The 2,223-nt window shown below is 49.5% G+C and carries 4 protein-coding genes; 2 read left to right on the forward strand and 2 right to left on the reverse strand.

What is annotated here, in order from left to right; all coding sequences use genetic code 11:
* The coding region (locus B2J69_RS19495; RefSeq protein ID WP_456238498.1) for a glycine-rich domain-containing protein at window positions 1-629 on the forward strand (629 nt) is incomplete at its 5' end.
* Window positions 629-1,021: a tail fiber assembly protein gene (locus B2J69_RS19500; protein WP_081141388.1), complete on the forward strand. Its 393-nt coding sequence runs from the start codon at window positions 629-631 to the stop codon at window positions 1,019-1,021. The genes B2J69_RS19495 and B2J69_RS19500, both read left to right, overlap by 1 nt.
* 107 nt (window positions 1,022-1,128) lie before the next feature.
* On the opposite strand, the gene B2J69_RS19505 is transcribed toward B2J69_RS19500, so the two are convergent.
* The gene (locus B2J69_RS19505) at window positions 1,129-1,722 is read right to left on the reverse strand and encodes a tail fiber assembly protein (RefSeq protein ID WP_081141391.1); all 594 of its coding nucleotides are present in this window, start codon (window positions 1,720-1,722) and stop codon (window positions 1,129-1,131) included.
* The coding region (locus B2J69_RS19510; RefSeq protein ID WP_143806318.1) for a phage tail protein at window positions 1,722-2,223 on the reverse strand (502 nt) is incomplete at its 5' end. The genes B2J69_RS19510 and B2J69_RS19505, both read right to left, overlap by 1 nt.

Below are 2,223 nucleotides of genomic sequence, written 5' to 3' on the forward strand. Positions count from 1 at the left end.
AAAACCTTGGTATTAGCGAAAAATTTTCCGGGCGCTTCCTTAACCGGCAGATATTCACCACGCCAGGTGCCGTCAGCTACAAGCCCTCGGCTGGAACGAAGCGTATCAAAATCATTATGACCGGCGGTGGCGGCAGAGGCTACGGCTTCCTTGGCTGGGGCAATGGATTTCGTTCGCGTGGCGCAGGCGGTGGAGCAGGCGGCACCACAATCGCCTGGCTAACGGTTGATGAGAGCAAAACGTACGCAGGCGTTGTTGGTCAGGGAGCAGATGAGACGTCAGATTCATCAAGCAGTTCGTTTGATGGGCGGTTAACGGCAGGCAATGGTGTTTCAGCAAAGGGCGATGCGGGCGGCGGCGGCGGCAGCGCGGTTGGCGGCGACTTAAATATTCGCGGTGGCGACGGTAGTGATTCGCCTGGCATTGTCAGCGATTCAGCTAACCCTTACTTTGGCGGTTCTGGCGATGGCGGCGCAAGTTACTGGGGCGGCGGCGCCCGCAGCGGTGAAGGTTCAGCATCAAATCGTGCGCCAAGGTTTGGTGCGGGCGGCGGCGGTAACACTCGCACCGATCCTTATGTTGGGGCTTTTGGCGCGCACGGCGTGATCTATATTGAGGAGTTCAGCTAATGAAAAATTATGCCCGAATTGAGGATCAGCACGTTGCAGAGATAGTTTCGCTCAGCGTTCAACCCTCAGAGATATATCATCCATCGCTGGAGTGGATCGATATTACCTCTCTAGCCGAGGCGCCTGAGGTAGGTTACTTTTACAATGACGGTCATTTCGCAGTTCCAGCTGTTGAACCTGAAAATGCTGTTTTAGTGGCAAAGGCTACACAGACTATTTTAATGGAAGAGGCAAGCAACGCTATTGCTCCGCTACAAGATGCCGTTGATATTAATATCGCAACGGATGAAGAAGTGACACGATTAGCCGAATGGAAAAAATACCGAGTCCTTCTCAGCCGCATTAATATGCAGGACGCGCCAGATATAGAGTGGCCAACCAAACCCGCATAATAAAACTGCACCTGAAGATTTTGCTACTTCAGGTGCAGTCACGAGAATATATGCCGTCATTAAGAGTGAATAAATTTACATGTTTTGGTATCAATCATGCCAGTCATTCACTGAGCGGGTACTTCTGGCCATTCAATATCTGGCGCAGCGCTACTGTCAATTTTTTGTAGCGCTTTAATGTAAGACAACCAGTCTGTCAGCTTAGCTTTATCTTCATTATCAATAATGCCCAGCTGCAATTCAGTTTGCCAGATACTGATTTTTACCTGCGCCTCTGCCAGTAAGGCTCTTCTCCTGGCTTCTGCAACTTTAATTTGCGCGATATTCATCGCATCCCTATCCGTGACCCACTTTTCTCCATCCCATTTATCAAATTCGGTTGCAGGCTTTAACGTTGTGGTTCCGGCTGGATAATCACCTAACTCAGAGACTTTTGTCACTGCACCGTCTTCAGTTTTGTAGATGCTTTCACCACGATGATCGGCAAGTATATGCCAGTCATCTTTGCAGAAAATAGCCGCATTACCTGCCTTAACAACCGGAGGCGCAACGGTAGTTGCATTTGCCGGCACGCCAACACCTTGCGGTAAATACTCTTCGACCATATTTATATACTCGCCACTTTGCGAATCATAATTATATACGGTTACATTACCGGGCTCGCTTGCCAGGCCGTTTACATCGAAAATAAAATCAACCATTATGCAGCTCTCACAATCATATTGAATGCGACGTTGCGTGGTCTGTTCTCACTAGCGGTCGGAACAGTTCTTGAAGCATCAAAATATATTTTTTCACCATGAGAAGCCCCTCCTTCTGAAACATTGCCTACAGGTGGGCCATCATTTATTTCAGTTCCATCGGCGTAAACACCCTCATTTGAGTTCTTTCCGTTGTTATAAAAAACGCCAGTCGAACTACCATTGTAAGCAACAACAAGTGACTGTTCGCCTATAATATTTCTAATCGCATCACCTTGTGCTGATAATAATAAACGTTCACTATCCACTCCGCGCCCGTCATCCCAGCCACGAATAAACTCCCCGCGCAGATCGGGAAGCTTCAACGTCGGGTACGCTTTGGCCAGCAAGGGATAGGTCGCAGCAGAAAAAGCGGCTCCGTTACACTTCAGCCAGCCCGCAGGTGGCGTTGCTGACGGCCATGGAACCGGTACGCCGACCGGTAGCGCCGAACCTTCTCCC

Origin of the sequence: Pantoea latae, from assembly GCF_002077695.1 — a bacterium.
GTDB lineage: Bacteria > Pseudomonadota > Gammaproteobacteria > Enterobacterales > Enterobacteriaceae > Pantoea > Pantoea latae.

What these genes read in the sequence shown, in the direction of transcription:
- B2J69_RS19505 (WP_081141391.1), bottom strand. Translation starts at nt 1,722, where the DNA reads ATGGTTGATTTTATTTTCGATGTAAACGGCCTGGCAAGCGAGCCCGGT.
- B2J69_RS19500 (WP_081141388.1), top strand. Translation starts at nt 629, where the DNA reads ATGAAAAATTATGCCCGAATTGAGGATCAGCACGTTGCAGAGATAGTT.